We start from the raw sequence: 19,169 nt of genomic DNA on the forward strand, positions 1-19,169 counted from the left end.
CGCGGGCGACCCCGGATCGACGGGGGGCGCCCGCACCCAAGGAGGCGCAAGCCATGTTCGAGATCATCCGGCGCGCGGATGCCGCCCTGCGCACCGCCATAGAGGGGGCATCGGCGCTCTTGCTGTTGTCGGTGACCTGTCTGGGCATCTGGCAGGTGATCAGCCGCTATGTCTTCAACGCGTCGCTTGTCTGGTCCGAAGAGGCCATCCGCCTGCTCTATGTCTGGCTGGTGCTGATCGCCGCGGCGACCGCGCCGCATATGCATATCACCCTCTTTTCCGGCCGGCTGACCGGGCGCGCCGCACAGCTTCTGAAAACGGTGCAGACCCTTGTCATGCTGGCGCTGCTGTTGTTGCTGGTGCAGGGCGCGGTTGCGCTCAACGGCAGTTTTGGCAGTGACCGGTACGTGACGCTGGGCCTGTCGAAATCCTGGTACTGGACAGCGGCCATCGTGGGCGGGCTGTTGTGGGCCGGGGTGCTGATCTCCGGCCTGATTGCCAATCTGGGTCGTCAGGGCGGCGCGGACTGATGGAAACGCTGCTGCTTTTCGGCACGATGGTTGGATTTGCCGTCCTCGGCATCCCCCTGGTGTTTGCGATCCTGGCCGCGTCGGTCATCACGCTGTTGGTGGTGCGCCCCGAGATGCCGCTGGTCCTGGTCACCCAGATTTTCATGAACGGGATGGATCAGTTCCTGTTGCTGGCCATCGGGTTTTTCTTTTTCGCGGGGGAGCTGATGAACCGGGGCGGCATCACCCGCCGCATCGTCGATTTCGCAAGCGCGCTGGTGGGGCATTTCAAGGGCGGCCTGGCGCAGGTCAATGTTGTCTCCAGCCTGTTTTTCTCCGGCATCTCCGGCTCCGCCGTTGCGGATACTGCGGCCATAGGATCGGTCATGATCCCCTCGATGAAGCGCAAGGGATACAGCGGCGCCTTTGCCGCTGCCGTGACCCAGGCAAGCTCTGTGGTGGGGCCGATCATCCCGCCCTCGATCCCGATGATCGTCTATGCGGTGCTGGCCGAGCAATCGGTGGGCCTGATGTTTCTCGCCGGCATCCTGCCCGGTGTCATGATCGGTCTGTGCCTGATGTCGGCTGTCGCACTGCTGGCCCGGCGGCGGGATTTCGAAAGCAGCCCGCGTCTGCCGGCGCGCGCCATCGCGCGCAGCGGTGCTGCGGCGGGCGTCGCACTGATGACGCCGCTGATCATTGTGGGCGGTATTCTGGGCGGGGTGATGACCGCGACGGAGGCCGGGGCCATTGCTTGCCTCTATGCCGCGCTGACCGGCGCGCTTTATTTCCGCGAGCTGACATTGCGCGGCTTTTACGACGCGCTGGTGCAGGCCGCAAAAGGCACCGCGATGATCCTGGTCATCGTGGGCGCCTCTTCTCTCTTTGCCTGGATTGTCTCCGATCTGCGGCTCAGCCAGGCCATCGGTCAGGCGATCTTTGCGCTCAGTGAGAACCCGATCGTCTTTTTATTGCTGGTCAATGGTTTTGCCCTGCTGATCGGTCTCTTTCTGGATCCTCTGGCAGCCCTCGTCATTCTGGTGCCACTGCTGCTGCCGACCGCGATCGAGCTGGGGATCAGCCCTGTCCAGTTCGGCATCGTGCTGGTCTTTAACCTGATGATCGGCCTGACGACACCGCCGGTTGGCTACCTGATCTACCTGTCGGCCCATATCGCCCGGGAACGCCCCGAACATGTGATGCGGGAAAGCCTGCCTTTTCTGGCCGCGCTGTTCGTAGCGCTTGCGGTTCTGACCGTCGTGCCCGCCATCACCACCTTCCTTCCCACGCTCTATGCAGGAGGCTGACATGCCACCCCGCCTTGTCGATCTGTCGATGCCGATCACCGCCGATCACTTCCGCTGGCCCACCCTGCGGGAGGTTACGGGGGATTTTACCGATGCCGCGCCCTTTCAGGTCACCCGCCTGTCCCTGTCTTGCCATGCCTTCACCCATGTGGATGCCCGCCGCCACATGCAGCCTGGCGCACCGACAATAGATCAAACCCCGCTTGCGGATGTCGCGGGTGCCGCCTTCGTGGTCGATCTTGCGGATATCGCACCCAATCAGGCGGTTGATGCCGCCCGGATCACCACCGCAGTGCAGGAATACCGAGGCGACCCGATCCTGCTTTTGCGCAGCTGCTGGGATACGCAACGCGACTGGAGCACACCGGCCTATTGGCGCGACGCGCCCTATATCACGCGCGACGGGGCAGAGGTGCTGGCCGCCCTTGGGCCAAAGGCAATCGCCTTTGACTTCCCGCAGGATTACACGATCCGGCTCTCGCTGGATGGCATCGTGCCGCCGATCGAGGAACATGTGACCCACGACGTCTTGCTGCGGCGGGGGGTGACGCTGATCGAATATCTGGTGGGTGCAGCCGCCCTGACGGGCCCGCGCACGTTTCTTTGTGCGCTGCCGCTGCGGGTTGAGGGGGCGGATGGTGCCCCGGCACGGGTGGTGGCCTTTGAGGGGATGAGCGATGACTGACAGGCCAAGAATTGCATTTCTGGGGATCGGGCTGATGGGGCGGCATCAGGCGCAAAACCTGATCACCAGCGGTTATCATGTCACCGCCTGGAACCGCACGCGCAGCAAGGCCGAGGCGCTGAAGGGTGCCGTTGTCGCCGAGATCCCGGCGCAGGCCGTGGCTGAGGCCGATATCGTCATCACGATGCTGGAGAACGGCCCCATTGTGCAACAGGTGCTGTTTGAGGGAGTGGCATGTGCGGCCAGCGCGCTGCGCCAGGGCGCGGTGCTGATCGATATGAGTTCCATCAAACCGGCAGAAGCCCGGAATCATGCGATGCGACTGGCCGAGCAGGGCGTGCGCTATCTCGATGCGCCGGTCTCGGGGGGCACGGGGGGCGCGCAGACCGCAACGCTGGCGATCATGGCGGGCGGTGCCGCGTCCGATTTCGAGGCAGTGCGTCCGGTTCTGGATACGATGGGGCGGGCAACCCATGTGGGGCCGGTGGGCAGCGGACAGCTGGCAAAGCTGGCCAACCAGATGATCGTGGGCGTCACAATCGCCGCCGTGGCCGAGGCGCTGGCCCTGTCGGCGCAGGGCGGGGCGGATCCTGCCAAAGTGCGGGCCGCATTGATGGGCGGGTTTGCCGACAGCCGGGTCCTGAGCTTGCATGGCCAGCGCATGATTGATCGTGATTTTGAGACCCGCGGGCGCAGCGTTACCCACCTCAAAGACCTCGACAACGCGCTGGCAACGGCGCAGGAATTTGGGTTTCACGGACCGCTGCTGGACCGGGTCACCGCGCTTTTCCGTGGCCTGGTCGATCATGAGGGCGATCCCGATCACAGCGCCGTGCTGCTGGAGATCGAGCGGATCAACCGCCGCTGATCCGCCAGAACCGGGCCGCATCTGGAGGTGCAGCCCGATACGTGTTGTCTAACCCGCGCTCTGATAGGCTGTCTTGACGGTGGTGTAGAATTCCGCCGCATAACGTCCCTGCTCGCGGGCGCCATAGCTGGAGCCCTTGCGCCCCCCGAAGGGGACGTGAAAATCCACGCCTGCGGTGGGAAGGTTGACCATCACCATCCCCGCCTCGCTGTTGCGCTTGAAGTCACAGGCATGTTTCAGACTGGCGGTGCAGATGCCCGCGGAGAGGCCAAAGGCCGTATCATTTGCCACCGACAGCGCCTCGTCATAGTCTTTGACGCGGATAACGCCGGCGACCGGGCCAAACACTTCCTCCCGGTTCAGGCGCATCGCGTTCGTCGTTTCAGTAAAGAGCGCGGGCTGGAGGTAGAAGCCAGGCGTCTCCCGGTTCAGCCGCTCGCCGCCAAAGGCCAGCTTCGCGCCTTCGCCGCGGGCAACCTCGATATACTCCATGTCCTGATCCAGCTGCGACTGATCCACCACCGGGCCGATATCTGTGCCGTCCTTGACCGCATTGTCGACGGTCAACCCGCCCAGCCGCGCGATCACGGCAGCAACGAAGCGGTCGTGGATGGCGTCGGTCACGATCAGACGGCTCGACGCGGTGCAGCGCTGCCCGGTGGAGAAAAACGCGCCGTTCACGGCGCAGTCGACCGCAACATCCAGATCGGCATCGTCCAGCACGACCAGAGGGTTCTTGCCGCCCATTTCCAACTGGAATTTCCGCATCTGGCGCACCGAGGCCTCGGCGATCTTCGATCCGGTGCCCACGGATCCGGTAAAACTGATGGCATCCACATCCGGGCTTTGCACGATGGTCTCACCGACGACGGATCCCCGTCCCATGACCAGGTTCAGAACGCCCTCCGGCAGGCCTGCACGGTGCAGGATATCGACCAGCGCCCAGGTGCAGCCCGGGGTCAGATCGGCCGGTTTGATCACGACCGTATTACCATAGCAAAGGGCAGGGGCGAGCTTCCAGGCCGGGATGGCGATGGGGAAATTCCAGGGCGTGATCAGACCCACTACGCCCACCGCCTCGCGCGTGATCTCGACGGTCACCCCGGGCCGGACGGAGGGCAGCACTTCTCCGGCCAGCCGCAGGGCCTCACCGGCGAAGAAGTCAAAGATCTGTGCGGCGCGTACCGTCTCGCCGATGCCCTCGGCCAGCGTCTTGCCTTCTTCGCTGGCCAGAAGATGCCCCAGCTCCTCCTTTCGGGCGGTGATTTCGTCAGCAGCCTTGCGCAGCACAGCATGGCGCGCCATCGGGTTGCTGCGGGACCACGCCGGGAAAGCAGCCTTGGCCGCGGCAATCGCATTTTTCGCATCGGCCTTGCTGCCGCGCACGTAGCGCCCGATCACGGTATCGCTATCGGAGGGGTTGATGTTGTCGGTGGCGTCCCCGCCCACCCATTCGCCAGCGATGAGATTGTTGAAAACGGTCATGGCATATCCTTTTGGAATAAGGTCAAAGAAGGCCCCGAAGGGCGAGGTTGCGCATCAGGTGCGATGCGCCAAAGGTCCAGGGCGCAAAGTCCGGCGACAGTGCAACCTCGTTGCGCAGGCTGCCGGGCTTGGCAGAGCGGATCGTGACGATATCGCCGGTCTTGTGGGTGAATCCTTCGCCGGGTACATCACGGTCCTGTGTCGGGGCAAAGAGTTTGCCCAGAAACAACATGAAGCCGTCAGGATACTGGTGATGCCCGCCGCAGGTCTGCGCCACCAGATCGAGCGGATCGCGGCTGATCTCGGTCATGGCGCTGTGCCCGTCCAGCCGGTAGCCTTCGAGCTCCTCGATCACCTTGTCGAGCTGTGCGTGGCGCACATCCTGCATGCCAAAGCTGTCGTCGAAAAGGCGTATGAAAGGCCCGATGGCGCAGGAGGCAGTGTTGTCCTTGGCCTTGCCCAACAGCAGCGCCGAGCGTCCCTCCACATCACGCAGGTTCACGTCATTGCCAAGGCTGGCGCCCTTGACCTCTGCCGTACTGGCACAGGCAAGCACGATTTCAGGTTCAGGGTTGTTCCATGCCGACACCGGGTGCAAACCGACACGTGCGCCCCAGCAGACACTGGCCATCGGCTGCGCCTTGCTGAACACTTCGGCATCCGGGCCGATGCCGACCCCCACATATTGCGACCAGAGACCCATGTCGCACAGCGCCTCCTTGACCTCTGCGGCCTTGTCAGAGCCCGCTTTGATGTTGCGCAGGCTGTCGCCGATCACGCCGCTAATCTGCGCCCGGATCGCCTCTGATTGCGCGGGGTCCCCGGCGGCCCGTTCTTCGATCACCCGTTCCACCATGGAGCGGGCAAAGGTCACGCTGCAGGCCTTGACCGCCTGCAGATCGTTGGGCGCAAGCAGGTGGACCCCTGTCCCGGACAATGTGTTGTCTACGATCTGCTGGAGGTCTCCCAGCCGAGTGCCGGTGATGGCGGTGACATGATCCGCGGGGGTCTCCAGCTCCAGAAGGTCCCGCATGGTCGGGGCCGCGGCCGTGGTGATGTCGATCGCGGCACCATCGCGTAGGCACACCAGTGACGGCCCGCGCAGTTCCGGGTGCCAGATACGTCCGACGAAACAGCCATCCTCCGGCAGCGTCAGGCTGGGTGGTGTTGGCGGCATGATGCCCCCCTTTTGTTTCATTCCCGGTGCAAGTATTTTGTATACAAGATACAAAAATACATTGCAGAGGCAAGACCCGCATGCCACAGTTTTGCAAATGATGTCGGAAAATCGACCCGTGAAGGAAACCCCCATGTCAAACAGGCGCGCGAACAAGACATTCCGCTCTTAGGAATGGTTCGACAATCCGAATACCCCCGGCATCACCGCGCTTTATCTGGAGCGCTACCAGAAGCGATCTTCACCCGCGAAGAGCTGCAAGCGGGCCGTCCCGTCATCGGCATCGCCAACACGGGCAGCGATCTGACGCCCTGCAACAAGATCCACGTCTTTCTGATGGACCGGATCAACAACCCTGCGCTGGCTATTTATGGCGATTGCATCCTGTTCATTCGGAACGTGGGCTGCGTCGGCTATCCCGGCTCAGCGGAGGTGGTGAACATGCAGCCGCCCGATGCGCCGATCAGGCAGGGGGTCAACCATTTGCCCACCGTGGGGGACGGGCGGCAATCGGGCACCTCTGAAAGCGCGTCGATCCTCAATGCCGCGCCCGAGGCGGTAGTGGACGGCGGGTTGGCCCTGCTCCGGACGGGGGACCGGGTGCGGCTGGATCTGACGGCGGGCAGGATGCACGCGCTAATGTCCGAGGAAGACTGGGCCCCGCGCGCCGCAGCCTGGATTGCCCCGCCGTTGCAGCACCAGACCTCCTGGCAGGAAATCTACCGCCGGAATGTGGGTCAGTTGGCCACAGGCGGGTGTCTGGAAATGGCGACAGCCTATCAAAGGATCGCACGCACCCTGCCGCGCCACGCGGAAATGACCGGCTTGGGGCGGCCAAGGTGCCACCCTTGCCTGTCCGATGAAGCGCAGCAACAGATTGTCCAGGAGCTTTGGTCGGTTTCCCGGTTTGGGGTGCAGGACAGGCAAGGTTTTTGCCGAGAATTGCAGGCCATGTCCCATCCCCGGCATATTGGGTCTGGGCGCCCATTCATATGATCGGCGCGCGGGCGTCTTGCACTGCCCGTGGACCGGGTTCATCGAGGCATCGCATGGATCTGATCGATCAGACCCGCGGAAGACGTCGCTCTCTTCGTCCGTCGGCTCGATGATCTCCACGCCCCGGGCGGCGAGGTGGGATGCGAGCGTTTCCGTGAAGGTGACCATCGTTTCCTCAACAACAGTCTGACCATGAGCGGCGGCCTCCGTGAGCGCGGCCTGATCGGCTTCTGAGAGACCCAGCCAGGTGCTTTCGCGGATCAGGAAGGGCAGGGCGGACATCTGGCGGCCGGTCTTGAACAGGTATCTCTGTACTTCGCAGAACTTCGCGGCATGCAACACCGGGATCGGGTTTTCCTGACCGTGCACGATGCCCGGAAACAGCCAGCTGGCGGAAAGGCTTTGCCCGCTGCAAAGGCGTTGGCGCAGGTCTTGAGATGTTTTCATGCAAGCGATCTTGCGGGGGAACGCCCATGGCTTGGCAAAATCGAAGTTTTTTTGTCTTACATAAGAAATTCTTTTGACGCGGGCGATGCTGGCCTAGGGTGCGGATATGAACCTTAAACATGTCGAAGCGTTTTACTGGCTGGCCCAGCTGGGCACCCACCAGCGGGTGGCCGATAAGCTGAATATCACGCAACCTGCAGTCACCGCACGCATTTTTGCGCTGGAAAGCCATCTGAACGCGGCCCTGGTGGACCGCAGTAAGAGCCATTTCACCCTGACCGAGCGCGGCCATGAGATGCAGGTTTATGCCGAGCGTCTGCTTGAGCTGCGCGACACGATGATGCGGCGGGCGGAGGAGGGAGGCGCCCCGGTGCAGAAAATGCGCGTTGCGGCGGTGTCGCTCTCCGTGATGACCTGGGTGCCGGACATGATGCGTCAGCTTGCGGTCGAGATGCCCGGCACCCAATGCGATCTGATCAGCGCGTCCGACTTTCAGCTGGCCCGCCATGTGGAGGCGGCCGATGTCGATATCGCCTTCCTGTCGAACGCGCCGCCGAAGATGCAGATTTCCAACCTTTTTACGGTGAACTATGCCATTCGCTGGGTCTGTCATGCGGAGCTGCTGGACCCTTCCAAGGAGGTCTATACCGACCGCGACCTGGCGGCGATGCCCCTGATCCAATATCCACGCACCTCGCCGCTTTTCCCGCTGTCGGACGCGCTTGTCGGCAAGGGGTACAAGGCGGGGCCACGCCATACCGCGAATGCGGTCGGGACCATTGCAAAAATGATCACCGCCAGGCTGGGGATCGCGGCGATCCCGGCGGTCGTTGCCGCCGATGCGCTCGCCTCGGGCGAGGTCAAGGTGATCCCGGTCAGGGTCACGCCGCGCGTTTTGAAGGTGCGCTGCGCCTATGCGAACATGGCGCGTGGCGAAATCGTGGAGGGGCTGGTGCGGGTCAGCGCCAATGCTGCGCGGGACTGGTGTGCGGCCAACCCGGCGTGGTGCAGCTACATCGAAGGCGAGTGAGCCTAGTAGCCCCGGCTCACATGGGTCAGCGCGTCTGGCGTTTTGCCGGCGTCGAGGGTTCGGATATTGGCGGCAATGACCTCGCCGCCCGAGATCGGATCGATCAGCGAGGCAATATGCGGGGTGACCAGCACATCCGGGTGGGCCCAGAATGGGTGAGAACGCGGCAGCGGTTCGGTGTGGAACACATCAAGCGTCGCGCGCGAGATCTGGCCGGTTTTGAGGGCTGCGAGCAGGTCATCCTCCACCAGATGCGCACCGCGCGCCGCGTTGATGACAGATGCACCCCTGGGCATTTTCGCGAAAGTGTCGGCACGCAGGATGCCGCGGGTGTCGGGTGTGAGGGGAAGCAGGCAGACGAGAATATCGTTGCGCGCGAGGAAAGTGTGGAGTTGGCTGGTGTCGTAGCCTTTGATACCATCGGGCGCATCACCACGGCGCGACCAGCCCGCGACGTCGAAGCCAAGGGCCTGCAGGCTGAGTGCGGCACTGCGGCCGAGATGGCCCAGCCCCAGAACGCCCACCTTGCGGTTGGGGGCGGTGGGCGTGACGATCTGGTGCCAGTCGCCGCGCTGCTGGGCGTCTTGCAGATCGGGAAGCTGGCGGTGCAGGCGCAGCACATGCAGTGCCACGTATTCGCACATCCGCTGCGTCATGTCGGGGCCGATGGTTTTCACCACCGGGATCGCCTTGGGGTAGTCGGGATCGGCAGCGATATGGTCGATCCCGGCCCCGATCGAGATCGTCGCCGTGAGGTTTGGATAGCCGGCGAGCAACCCTGCGGGCGGTTGCCAGACGACGGCATAGCGTACCTCTTCGGGTCGCGTGATCCTGTCGGCGGGTTTGACATCATGTTCGGGCAGGAGCTTGCCCAGATGCTTGGTCCACCAGATCAGCTTTTCAGGGTTGGGAAGCGAGAGGGCGATGGTCATGCGCGGACATCCTGATGTGAGCCGGAAACCGGATCGGCGGAGAACGGGGCAGGGCCGCTGGCACCGCCACTGGGTTGGGAGGGGTCGTTGAGGCCGGACCATACGCCGCCTTCATTGGCGACCGCGGACACGCAGGCGTAGAGCTTGGGGAACACCAGCCGCTGTGCGATCTCGAGGTCATGATCCTGCGCCAATGCGTCCAGAACCGCTTGGCCAAGCGCAGGATCGGCGCGGACCGATGCGCGGTCCGAAGCGTCGAGCCGGGGATGGTTCATCGCCTCTTCCAGCGACAGGCCGAAATCGAGCATGAGCGCCATGACCTGCGCCACCGCGGGCATTATGTGGTTGCCACCGGAGGCGCCGAGCGCGAAGGCGGCCTGACCCCCGCGCGTGACCACCGTGGGGCACATGTTCGACGCGTTGATGCGTTTCATCGGGGCCATGCTGGTGGGCCAGTTGGGGCGTGGATCGAAATAGCTGACGGCATTGTTCATCAGCAGGCCGGTGCGTGGCAGGGTCACGCCAGCGCCGAAACGGTTGAGCAGCGTATGGGTCAGCGCGACCATGTTGCCGTGTTTGTCGGCGGTGGAAAGGTGCGAGGTGCAGGCGCCCTTTTCCGTCTCCCGCCCGATGCGCGCGTTATGGGCCCGGAAGGCGGCGTTGAGACCGGTGGCGTAGTGTCTCCATGTGTCTGGCGTGGGACGGTTGGGTGGTGTCGGGATATGTGCTGCACCATGGGCGAGGAAATCGCGCAGGCGGGTGCCGCCGCTGACATCGCCCATGACATGCGCCGTGGACCCCCGATGATCATGGGTGTGGGCAGGGGTCTCAAGCACCTCATAGCCTGCCAGATCGCCGCTGCAGATCGTCGACCCGCCAGCGTTGAGATCCGCAACGATGTCCCGGGCAAGATCACCTCTGTAAAAGCCCTCGGCCCCGTCCTCGGCGTAACGGTTGAGCGTGTCAGCAAGGCCGGGGATGACCATCGGCGTTTCCGGGGCAAGAGGGTGGCTGCCGGGCCTGTAGATATCGCGCGAGGTCGCATCCCTGGCCAGAACGGGGCTGGCCAGCGCGATCTGCAGGGTGGTGAACCATGTCGCCTCGACCCCGCCCCGGGCGAGCGCAATCGCCGGCGCGGCGACAGTGGCGAGCGGCAGGGTGCCCCATTTGCGCAGGGCATGTTCGAACCCGGCGGCGGCCCCGGGGATGGTGATGGCGCGATAGCCTTCGATATTGGCGTTTCCCCTGACGGTGGGAAAGCCCATCAGCGTTTGCGGCAGATCGGGGTCCACGGGATAATCGGCGAGATCGGTCGCCCCGGCCAGCACGCCCTGAAAGTCGAGCGTCACGGCGCGCTCTTTGGTGGCCAGCCAGATCACCATCAGGCCGCTGCCGCCCAGGCCACACATCCAGGGCTCGGTCACGCCAAGGGCGAGGGCTGTTGCAACTGCGGCATCCACCGCGTTGCCACCCCGGTCCAGCATCGCCGCACCTGCGCGTGCGGCGAGGATGCTTTGCGCGCTGACCATGCCGTCCGGGTGGGTCGTGGCTGTTTTTGAGACGGTCCAGTGTTCGGTGTCGTGGTTCATGAAACCTCCTCTGAGGGCAGCGACCGGACATGCGGGTTGAAGAGGTTGGTCGGGTAACGCGGGCAACGCCGGCCGAATATCAGGTTTTTGTTGGCCTCTGCCAGACTGTTGGGGAAATGCGTGCTTTTCAACTGTCTGGCCCCGTTTTCGGCGGCAGTAGAGCCCGCGTGGCGACACATTGGATCATAGATGGTTTTGAGAATCCGCGCGGGGTCATAGGAATTTGTCTGTGAACAAGGCCGATGCCGGTGCGGGGCCGGTGCGGGGCCACCGTGCGCCAAAACGGATCGGGGGCCGGAGATCATAGCCGACATGGATCAGCCCTTGGCGGTTGCGAGCCATGTCTCTACCTTGGCGGTGGCACCGCTGATCGCGCCCAGTTTTTCGCCCGCTTTCTGCCGCTTCAGGGTGGCGAGGCCGCGCTCTGTCTTGACTTCGGCGGTGGAGATCACCTCGTCCAGATCGTCGGGATCGATGAAAAGCACCCCGCTTTCATCGGCCAGCACGGCATAGCCCGGCAGGACCGCCGCGCCCGCGCAGCAGACGGGGACGTTGAAGCCGCCGCCGATATCATAAAGGCGCGTCGTGATCGGGGAGGCCCCCCGGGACCACAGCGCAAAATCATGCTCGGCAATCTCGGAGGTGTCGGTGTGCACGCCGTCTACGGCAGCGCCCGCGAAGCCCTGCTGCTTGCAAGCCAGCGCCACGCCGCCGCCGAAACAGGCATGGCGCATATCGCCAAGACGGTCGATGACCAGGAAATCTCCGGGGCGGAGCTGCGCGATCACGTGATGCAGCAGGGTCGAATCCTGACCGGGCAGGGCCAGCGTCACGGCGGTGCCGACGATCGTCTTGCCGGGCAGCACCGATTGCAGCGACGGGTCGGCAAACCCGAACTGATGGGTATGCCCGATGGTGGCGGTTTCCAGACGGGCAAGGCGGTCGAGATAGGACGGATCGACGGCAGCGGGGAGCGGGCGCATTTTATACATCTTGGGCCTTTCCGGTTAGTAAAGAATGGAGGTGTCAGGCCCGAGGATCAGGTCGGGCAGGAAGGTGGAGAGCGCGGGGATATAGGCAAGCAGGATCAGCACGACCAGCAGCGGAACCAGCAGCGGCAGCGTGGCCAGTGCCACCTTGTCGAACTGCACCCGGCCCACTTCGGAGACGATATAGAGGCCGATGCCCATGGGCGGTGTTGCGATGCCGATCAGCAGCGCCAGTTGCAGCACGATGCCGAAATGCACCCGGTCGATGCCGTAAAGATCAACCAGGGGCAGCAGGGTCGGCACCAGGATCAGCTTGGCCGGGACGCCTTCGACGACGCAGCCGATCAGCAGCACGAAAACCATCATCAGGGCCAGGAAGACGGATTTGCTTTCGGTCAGGCTGAACACCCATTCCGCGACCCCTTGCGGGACCTGTTCGATGGCCAGCAACCAGCCCATGGCGATGGAGAACCCGATGATGATCATGATGACAGACGTCATCATCGCGGTCTCATTCAGGGCTTCCCAGAAGGATTTCGAGGTGAGCTCGCCATACCAGAGGCCGAGGCCGATGCAGTAGATGCAGGCCAGCACGCCAGCCTCGGTGGCGGTGACAAAGCCCGACAGGATACAGCCGAGGATGATCGCGGGCGCCATGAGCGCGAGAAGCCCGTCGATGCCGGTGCGGGCGACCTCCCGGGCCGGTGCGCGGGGCTGGGTGGGAAAATCCTTGAAGCGCGCGATGGCGCGGACCCAGAGCATCAGCGACAGGCCCACCAGCAGGCCGGGGATCACGCCTGCGAGGAACATCCGGTCAATGCTCTGCTGGGCGAGAAAGGCATAGATCACAAGCCCGATGGAGGGTGGGATCAGTGGCCCGATCACGGCCGATGCGACGGTGATGGCGGCGGCGAACTCGGGCTTGTAGCCGCGCTCGCGCATCGCCTTGATCTCGATTGCACCCAGGCCTGCACAGTCGGCGACAGCAGCACCCGAGATGCCCGCGAAGATCATCGACGACAGCACGTTGACCTGTGCCAGGCCCGCCTTGAAATGGCCGACCAGCGCATTGGCGAAATTGAAGATGCGGTCGGTGACCCCGGCGGCGTTCATCAGGTTTCCGGCCATGATGAAGAAGGGCACCGCCGTGAGCGAGGCCTTGTCGACGCCTTCGAGGATCTGCTGCGGGATGACCTGCATCGCGTTGGAGAAGTCCGACGTCAGGAAGGCCGCAACCACCGCCGCGCCAATGGCGAAGCTGACGGGCACGCGCAGCAGAATGAGCGCGATGAAGACAGTGAAGAGGAGGATTGCCACGGGTTATGCGTCTCCGACTTCGCCGGGGAGCCGGTCGCTGCCGCGTTCCGGCAGGCCAAGCAGCATTTTGGCGATATCGACCAGCAGTGCGGCGGTGATGCAGAGGCACGACAGCAGCAGCGGCAGCGAGAGCAGGCGGCGTTTGACCTCGCCGCCCCAGGGCAGCAATGCGCCGTCGATGCTGCCGGATTGACGCGCCACGATGGCGGGCAGTTCCAGCAGCAGCCAGTAGAGCACGAAAAGGACCACGACCTGTCCGACGATGCGGGTCACCAGCATGCCCATGTCGCCGAAAAGGCGGGCGACAAAGTCGATGCGGATGTCGCGGTTGAAGATCATGGCGGGGAAAAACCCGAAGAAACTGAGCCAGACGAAGAGCACCATGACCCAGGGGAAAATCCAGTAAAAGCTGACGTCGAAGGGGCGCAGCAGAATGGTTACGGCGGTCAGCGCCAGCATGGCCAGAAGACAGAACGCACACATCCGGGAGAACACCCGCCCGATCCGCAGGAGGAGGGCATCGGCCACCGCGATGGCCTTTGGGACAGGGCGGGGGCGTGGGGTCATTGACGGGCAGCCTCAACGGCGGCGCGGAAGCCTTCGGGCAATTCGCCCCTGGCCTCGAGATCCGCGTAGAATTCGGCCATGCGGGCCACGAAGGGTGCGGTGTCAAGCTCGGTATAGGTGATCCCGGCGCGGGTCATCCGCGCCATGCTGCTCTCAGTCGCTTCGTTCATCAGTTGCACGCTCAGTTCCGCGGCCTCGTCATAGGCGCGCATCAGGGCGTCGCGTTGCTGGTCGTCCAGCGCGGCGAGCGCTTCGGCATTGACCATCAGACCGATGGACTGGTGGTATTCATCGGTGCGCGCGATGTGTTTGGCCACTTCGTTGAACCGCATGGATTCCACCAGAGCAACGGGGCTGTTCACGGCGCTGATCAGGCCCCTGTCGATGCTCTGGTAGACATCCGTCCACGGCAGGGTGATCACTTCGGCGCCCAGATGCGACCAGGTGGCGATGGCCAATTGGTTGGGGTGCATCCGCAGCTTCAGGCCCGCGATATCGTCAAGGCTGCTGACTTCGGGGCCAGAGACCATCACGCGATAGGGCCCGCGCAGGATCTTGGTGGGATCACCAAGCACGGTCACACCCGCCTCCTCCTCGACCTGCTGGAACCAGGCCTTTCCCAGATCACCGTTCACGAAACGTGCCCAGTGCGCACGGTCATCGAACATGAAGGCGGCGCTGAACCATGACGTTTCGGGCACCCATTTTTTCAGAAAGCCAAACCCTTCGGCGTAGATTTGCACCACGTTGCTTTGCAACTGCTCCAGCACGGCGTCTTCCTTGCCCAGCTGCTCATTCGGGAATACCTGAATTTCGAGCGTGCCGCCGGAATATTCGGCCGTTTTATCTGCGATGGCCTGGAAAACTTTGCCCTCGGGGCTGTCGACGGGCATTTTGGTTGCCATGCGCCAGGTCTCGGCCAGGGCGGACTGCGCGAGCAAGGAGGCGGCAATGGCGAGCGCTGTCAGTTTGAATGTCTTGGTCATAGGTCACTCCCTAAGATGTGCATGCGCCAAGTGTTCCACGACTTCGGGGGCAAGCTCCAATCATAATTTCTATTGTGTGTCATCGAAAAAATTAATTGACGGAAGTGTCCCTGGTCAGGGCTGTGCCGGCGTTCAGCTGGCATGTGAAACCCGGACCATCAGATTGCGATGGCCGTCCCTTGCCCCGGCGCGACATCCTGTAGCGCATCTTTGTGTCTCATCTCGAAAAGGACCGTTTCATCTCAGGTCGGACCGCTGGCAATCTGGCCCGGATGGCTGACGGTGCAAAGGAGAGCGCAGGCAAAGAAAGACGGATTGATACGGGCAGATCGAACAGGTTGTCATGGATAGAGAATCCTAAAAGAGAAAAGTATTTTTTTCATATGCTTATCAAGCGTTCTTTATCTACTGCGATTGTATGATTCCTGCCCTTTGACCCGAGGTGGGTCGATCGACTGGCGCCACCTGGAAGCGCGCCAGGGACCGCGCTGATGGGGACCGCGCGCCCGATCATTACATCGCAATCCAGCGGCCCGAAGTGCTGTCTGTCAAGGCTCCACCCGTCCCGTCGTTGAGCACCATGACCTGCTTTTCTGCAAGCTGTTGGCAGCGCTGCCAGACAGGCCAGGAAGGATTGAAACAGTCGCGAAATTCGGCCGGTGCGACCGCCCGTCGGGTGAGCGAAATCGCTATGTCGATGCTGCACACAGCTTGTCGGTAGCATGCCGTAACATGCTGGACAAACCGGCACCTCCGAGCCCGGATCGCCACGGTGGAGACGCCACTCGCCCGCCGGGGATCACGGTTCTATGCCCGTTACTCCGCAGCGATTGGTTGAGACGGTGAGGGTGTCATGGCGAACCGCCGGCGCTCAGCCTGGGCGTGGCATATGATGTCTTGTGGGGTCAGTTGCTCGGGCGTGCTGAGCTGTCGGGCTGACCAGCTTTTTGCGTTCAGGTTCACACTGCCGAGTGCGGACAGGGGTATGGCAAGAAACAGGCTTGCCGCAATCGGCGAAAGCCATGGTGTCACGAGCCCCAGCAGAATCCCCGCGACCAACAACGTGCCGATAAGTGTTTCAAAGAAGTGAAACTTTGCCATTACGGCAAGGGAGTATGTCCCGCCGTGCCGTTGTTGCGGTGACCAGGTCTCACTGAACCCCACGGCCCTGCGGGCCACCGAGATCGATTGCTGCACCATCAGGATCGGGGCATAGGCGATTGACAGCAGAATTTCCGTCACCACCGAGACGATGAACTGTGGTGTGCCGCCCACGTCCTGCATCCGAATGCCCGTGCGATGCGCGATCGCAGCCCCCATGAGTTTGGGCGCCAAGAGCATGGCGTACACAAACCCAAGGATGACCAGCCCATTCCCGGTGTTGGCATCCGGCCAGCTGACCTGCGGGTCAAACCCGCTGAAATAGCGCACTGCATTGGTTTCTGTGCCGTCACCAAACAGCGCCCAGACAAGCAAAAGCGCAAGCCAGGCGGGTGAGACAAGATAGCTCATCACGCCGCAGAGCAGATGGAACCGTGAGGCCGCGTGAAAACCGCGTGTTCCAAGCAGCCGCAGATGTTGCAGGTTGCCTTGGCACCAGCGCCGGTCACGCAGGACAAAGTCGATCAACGTCGCGGGGGCCTCTTCATAGCTGCCCTCGATGTGTGGCAGGAAGTGGACCGACCACCCTGCACGCCGGAGCAGGGCGGCCTCGACAAAGTCATGTGACAGGATGAGCTGTGCGGCACCGCGCCGGGCCTTCAGCTTTGGCAGGCCGGCACAGGTGGCAAAGGCGGCGGTCCGGATGATGGCGTTGTGCCCCCAATAGTTGCCTTCCCGGTCTGTCCATCTTGCCAGCCCTTCGGCCGGGGCTGCGCCGTGAATGCGCGTTGCGAATTGCAGCATCCGGCCAAAAACCGTTTGCGCCCCGATGAGTTTTGGAAACGACTGGACCAGCCCAGCCCCCGGCGACCGGGCCAGCGCATCGGTCAGCGCAACAATTGCAGAACCGCTCATAAGGCTGTCGGCGTCCAGAACCAGCATTGCGGGATAGGCTCCGCCGTAGCGTTCGATCCACTCGTTCAGATTGCCCACCTTGCAGTCAATATTTTCGGGCCTGCGGCGATAATAGACCTTGCCGGGAAAGGAGGCCCGGAGGGTCTGGAACGCCAGCAGTTCCTGTTCGGCCGTGCGGGCGTCGCGCGTGTCGGAAAGCATGAAGAGCGTGAAACTATGCGCTGTTTCTTCATTTTGCACCGCGGCCAACATCGCGGCGGCGTTGCCGAAGACATCGGATGTGACCTCGTTGTAGATCGGCATCAAAAGGGCCACGTCGAGCGGTTTGACGGGACCCTTCTCCATTTCGCCGCAGGGCCGGGGGCGCAGCAATGTCACGACACCCACGAGTGCCGTGCTGACAGAGAGCGATATCCAGAAAAATGTAAAGGCGATCAACCCGACCACGACACCTTCAAACCAGGAAAACCCGTTCATGGCGAACCAGCCGGTAAAGGCGGCCAGCAGCCCCAAGGTCGCGATCATCGCCGGCAGAAAGACCACAACGCGCCACATGGGGGTCAGGGAGTGTGACCGTGTTGGCGGAGCGGTGGGATCCCTGAACGGCCGGTCCAGATTCTGGATCGGTCGCAGCAGGGGTTTCGGTGCGGGCATTTGGCCCGCGTTTTGCAAAGGGGTCATGCTGTCCATCGATAGAGCCATACTTCGCTGACCGGTGTGTCGCCCTTGGCCAGTTGTGCACGCAATTCAATCCGTGTCGCATCCTGAGGCGAAAGGCGGAATGCCAGTCGCACCCCTCCGGTACCTGGATTGCGCTGCAAAATACCCTTGGATACCTTGCCAACATCCGCAGTGATCAGGGCCTGGATTTCAGAAAGATCTTCGCCAAAAAGGGCATGGTTGGCAAAATCGATTGCAATGATTGTGTCGATCTGGTCGGAGGCCTTGCCAATGCGTGTGTTCAACACGCGCGGCAGATCGGGCAGACCTGGCGCCTGATCGCCCCATTCCATCGCATAGCCAAAGCTGTGTCCGGACCCGGCAGTCATCGGTTCCGACGGGCGCCAATAGGCGACGATGTTGTCGTAGATTTCCTTATCGGCCGGGATTTCGACCAGTTCCACGGTGCCGGCGCCCCAGTCCCCGTCCGGAATGATCCAGAGAGACGGGCGCCTTTCGTAATAGGCTTCCAGATCCGCGAATTTCTCAGGATCGCGGGTCCGCTGCATCAGGCCGAAGCCGCGTGGGTTTTTGTCCAGGAATACGCTGATTTCAAGCGCCTTCGGGTTTGCAAGCGGCCGCCATATCCGTTCGCCTTCGCCGTTCCACATCAAAAGGCCGTCGCTGTCGTGCACGCCGGGGCGGAAATCTTCGAAACGGCTGCGGTTGGTTTCATCGAACAGGAACATCGATGTGAGGGTGCCCAGCCCGACATGGTTCAGATCGACGCGCGGGAAGAGCGTGGCTGTCACCTCTACCCGGGTCGTGTCGCCGGGCGTTGTCCGGAACGAATAGGCCCCGGTGGTTGACGGCGAATCCAGCAGGGCGTGAACCGTGAATACCGTGTCCCCCGGGGCGGGAGCCTCGACCCAGAAATCGGTGAAATCGGGGAATTCCTCGCCGTCCGGGTCACCCGTGCGCAGCGCCAGACCTCGGGCCGACAACCCGTAGCCCTGACCTTTGGCCACCGCGCGGAAATAGCTTGCACCCTTGAACGCGATGAATTCGTCAAAGTGATCGGGGGTGTTCAGTGTGGTCCGCAGGCGGAACCCGGAATATCCCATCGTATCATCCACCGGCAGATCGGGTAGATCGCCCCTGACCTCGAACAGCGACAGATCATAGCCGAGTGTTTTTGCAACGCCATCCTCCACAATGCTGATCGTTGCGGGACGCTTTGTGTAAAGCCCGGCGGTAAATAGATCCATTCTCAGCGGCCTGTCTTCATCGATCCAGATGCCGTTCTGGGGATCAAATTGGACCTTGTTGAAGTCTTCAAAAGACAGCTCTTGCCACGCGGCGGGGATCAATGGCTTTGCCTGATACTCCTGCTGTGCCAATTTCCGGGCGTGGTCCCACAGCCATTCCGTGCTAAACGGCGTCTCGGCCGTTATCAGGTTTTCCACGGGCCAGGCGGCGGTCGCAGTGGATGCGAGCATGCCGGCCAAAAGAGCACGTCTTGAGATCATAACAACGGGGCTACCTTTCTTATTTGTTGGCCTTTTTGGGGCTGTGGTGCGTCTGCCGCATGCATCAAAAGCCCAGAGCC

At 62.7% G+C, this 19,169-nt stretch carries 15 protein-coding genes and 2 pseudogenes; 6 read left to right on the forward strand and 11 right to left on the reverse strand.

All coding sequences use genetic code 11. From position 1 onward, the window contains the following. Positions 1–53: 53 nt before the first annotated feature. The 4 genes from H7847_RS03435 to H7847_RS03450 are packed head-to-tail and all read left to right on the forward strand — an operon-like array spanning position 54 to position 3,369. Entirely contained in the window at positions 54–530 is a 477-nt protein-coding gene (locus tag H7847_RS03435) for a TRAP transporter small permease (protein WP_227267984.1), read from the forward strand. Further along, positions 530–1,816 (forward strand): TRAP transporter large permease, encoded by a 1,287-nt coding sequence (locus H7847_RS03440; protein WP_227267985.1) that lies wholly within the window; start codon positions 530–532, stop codon positions 1,814–1,816. The genes H7847_RS03435 and H7847_RS03440 overlap by 1 nt, the downstream gene beginning before the upstream one ends. A gap of 1 nt (position 1,817) precedes the next feature. Beyond that, entirely contained in the window at positions 1,818–2,501 is a 684-nt protein-coding gene (locus tag H7847_RS03445) for a cyclase family protein (RefSeq protein ID WP_227267986.1), read from the forward strand. Next, a complete protein-coding gene (locus H7847_RS03450; RefSeq protein WP_227267987.1) occupies positions 2,494–3,369 on the forward strand; it encodes an NAD(P)-dependent oxidoreductase in 876 nt (291 codons plus the stop codon). The genes H7847_RS03445 and H7847_RS03450 overlap by 8 nt, the downstream gene beginning before the upstream one ends. A 48-nt stretch (positions 3,370–3,417) precedes the next feature. Here the strand turns inward: H7847_RS03450 and H7847_RS03455 are convergent, their stop codons facing one another. After that, positions 3,418–4,854 carry an aldehyde dehydrogenase family protein gene (locus tag H7847_RS03455; RefSeq protein WP_227267988.1) on the reverse strand — a complete coding sequence of 479 codons (1,437 nt, stop codon included), beginning with the start codon at positions 4,852–4,854 and terminating at the stop codon, positions 3,418–3,420. A 22-nt stretch (positions 4,855–4,876) separates the two neighbouring features. Beyond that, positions 4,877–6,031, reverse strand: a complete 1,155-nt coding sequence (locus tag H7847_RS03460) for a fumarylacetoacetate hydrolase family protein (RefSeq protein WP_227267989.1) — start codon at positions 6,029–6,031, stop codon at positions 4,877–4,879. 342 nt (positions 6,032–6,373) lie between these two features. On the opposite strand from H7847_RS03460, the pseudogene H7847_RS03465 reads away from it, so the two are divergent. Continuing rightward, positions 6,374–6,838 (forward strand): annotated as a pseudogene (locus H7847_RS03465) (dihydroxy-acid dehydratase); the annotation flags it as partial. A 276-nt stretch (positions 6,839–7,114) separates the two neighbouring features. Here H7847_RS03465 and H7847_RS27090 read toward each other — a convergent pair. Continuing rightward, positions 7,115–7,474: pseudogene (locus tag H7847_RS27090) on the reverse strand (hypothetical protein); the annotation flags it as partial. A 106-nt stretch (positions 7,475–7,580) separates the two neighbouring features. On the opposite strand from H7847_RS27090, the gene H7847_RS03475 reads away from it, so the two are divergent. Then, positions 7,581–8,504, forward strand: coding sequence for a LysR family transcriptional regulator (locus H7847_RS03475; RefSeq protein WP_227267990.1), 924 nt, complete (start codon positions 7,581–7,583; stop codon positions 8,502–8,504). A 2-nt stretch (positions 8,505–8,506) separates the two neighbouring features. On the opposite strand, the gene H7847_RS03480 is transcribed toward H7847_RS03475, so the two are convergent. The 8 genes from H7847_RS03480 to H7847_RS03515 form a co-directional block, all read right to left on the reverse strand. Beyond that, on the reverse strand, positions 8,507–9,436 hold the full coding sequence (locus tag H7847_RS03480) for a 2-hydroxyacid dehydrogenase (protein ID WP_227267991.1): 930 nt from the start codon (positions 9,434–9,436) through the stop codon (positions 8,507–8,509). Further along, a complete protein-coding gene (locus H7847_RS03485; RefSeq protein ID WP_227267992.1) occupies positions 9,433–11,025 on the reverse strand; it encodes a gamma-glutamyltransferase in 1,593 nt (530 codons plus the stop codon). The genes H7847_RS03480 and H7847_RS03485 overlap by 4 nt, the downstream gene beginning before the upstream one ends. A 317-nt stretch (positions 11,026–11,342) precedes the next feature. After that, complete coding sequence (locus H7847_RS03490) at positions 11,343–12,008, reverse strand: RraA family protein (protein ID WP_227267993.1); 666 nt, start codon at positions 12,006–12,008, stop codon at positions 11,343–11,345. Between the two features lie 24 nt (positions 12,009–12,032). Continuing rightward, positions 12,033–13,331 carry a TRAP transporter large permease gene (locus H7847_RS03495; RefSeq protein ID WP_227267994.1) on the reverse strand — a complete coding sequence of 433 codons (1,299 nt, stop codon included), beginning with the start codon at positions 13,329–13,331 and terminating at the stop codon, positions 12,033–12,035. A gap of 3 nt (positions 13,332–13,334) precedes the next feature. Beyond that, complete coding sequence (locus H7847_RS03500; protein WP_227267995.1) at positions 13,335–13,898, reverse strand: TRAP transporter small permease; 564 nt, start codon at positions 13,896–13,898, stop codon at positions 13,335–13,337. Beyond that, positions 13,895–14,884, reverse strand: a complete 990-nt coding sequence (locus tag H7847_RS03505; protein WP_227267996.1) for a TRAP transporter substrate-binding protein — start codon at positions 14,882–14,884, stop codon at positions 13,895–13,897. Before H7847_RS03505 ends, H7847_RS03500 begins: the two co-directional genes overlap by 4 nt. 816 nt (positions 14,885–15,700) lie before the next feature. Beyond that, entirely contained in the window at positions 15,701–17,602 is a 1,902-nt protein-coding gene (mdoH, locus tag H7847_RS03510) for a glucans biosynthesis glucosyltransferase MdoH (RefSeq protein ID WP_227267997.1), read from the reverse strand. Continuing rightward, the gene (locus H7847_RS03515; protein WP_227267998.1) at positions 17,578–19,089 is read right to left on the reverse strand and encodes a glucan biosynthesis protein; all 1,512 of its coding nucleotides are present in this window, start codon (positions 19,087–19,089) and stop codon (positions 17,578–17,580) included. The genes mdoH and H7847_RS03515 overlap by 25 nt, the downstream gene beginning before the upstream one ends. Between the last annotated feature and the right edge of the window lie 80 nt (positions 19,090–19,169).

Origin of the sequence: Roseobacter weihaiensis, from assembly GCF_020622345.1 — a bacterium.
GTDB classification, from domain to species: Bacteria; Pseudomonadota; Alphaproteobacteria; order Rhodobacterales; family Rhodobacteraceae; genus Roseobacter; species Roseobacter weihaiensis.